Raw genomic sequence first — 1,178 nt, 5'->3', positions numbered from 1 at the left:
CTTTAATAGAGTATATCTTACTTTGTCAGATTGACGACGGCGTTCTCCATCCGTGAACCAATCTACAATGAATTCAACTGAGAAGTACTTAATTCCGTTATCGGAAAGGATTGACTTGACACCTTCAAACCCATACCGATTGGTTATAGTCACTAGGTCTGCATATATTATACCAATTCCGGTATACCCAACCTTGGCCGCCATTTCTACACGCCTGCGAAAGTCATGAGGACTCAATTCCTCCTCCATGTTTCCCCAAACTTTTACGTTTCCTGCAAGTGTCCAGTAGTTAGCTAACAGATCAACTTGATTAACCATAGTTATTCTCCTCTCCTGGATTGAATCGTATCGTCGGGTAAATCGCACAATCAGTACCAGCTATTTACACAGTTTCGCACGACTTCAATCGCCATTATTTGCTGTGCTTAATTCCGTCCATTTCTTCAGCAACCAACACCAGTTCCTAAACATCCAATTGACCTTTTTCTGTCGCGCGGTCAGAAGCTAAAAACTATAAAGTAAGCGCCGTTACCGGCATGGCATCATCCATTCCTAGCCAATGCTTAAAGCTAAATCAAATTCCATTTTCATCAGTCTTACAGCAAAAGCAAGCGAAAAATTACCGTCTGCTAGAGGTTTCACCTTATTCTGAAAAATGTGATACCGGTGCCATAAGAATTTTTACATCAGATCAGATTTTAAAGAATTCGAGTTCTTGTAAAACCGACGAAGACTTGCACACCTAGTCCGTATTTTTAAACTAAAGTTCATATATATGGACAAAAAATATTACTATTCAGTTTTTAATAAACTAATCTAGACATTAACAGAGGATCGTGTGAAGGAAGTACTTCTACGTTCATTCGTTCCACTTTTTCATATGATTGATTGTAACGGCTTCTTATTTGATTCTAATAATTCATAACTAATATTGCCCTTCTCTTCTTGAGAATGTGCCACAACTACATCAGTCATCTTTTAAAATTCAACTCATTTGTCTAATGCAACATGTAAATAAACATAAATAATAACCACAATTATTCCTCACACTATAAAATAATTTTTTTCCTGCATTTTACTCATCCATTGATTGATTTTCATCATCCATGCACAAGCGAATATCCCTAAAGTTCTTCAGACACCAATTGGAATTGTTCAATAGCTGTTTGGTAAGATTG

1 protein-coding gene is annotated in these 1,178 nt (G+C 36.9%); it reads right to left on the bottom strand.

Features of this window, described 5'->3' with window-relative positions; all coding sequences use genetic code 11:
* Positions 1 to 318, bottom strand: a 318-nt coding sequence (locus AB7942_RS30505; protein ID WP_369449792.1) for a hypothetical protein, incomplete at its 3' end; no start/stop codon positions are given.
* Positions 319 to 1,178 lie beyond the last annotated feature (860 nt).

The organism is Neobacillus sp. BF23-41, assembly GCF_041106275.1.
Note: the sequence above shows the minus strand (reverse complement) of the source record. Positions and strands in the feature narration are given on the sequence as shown.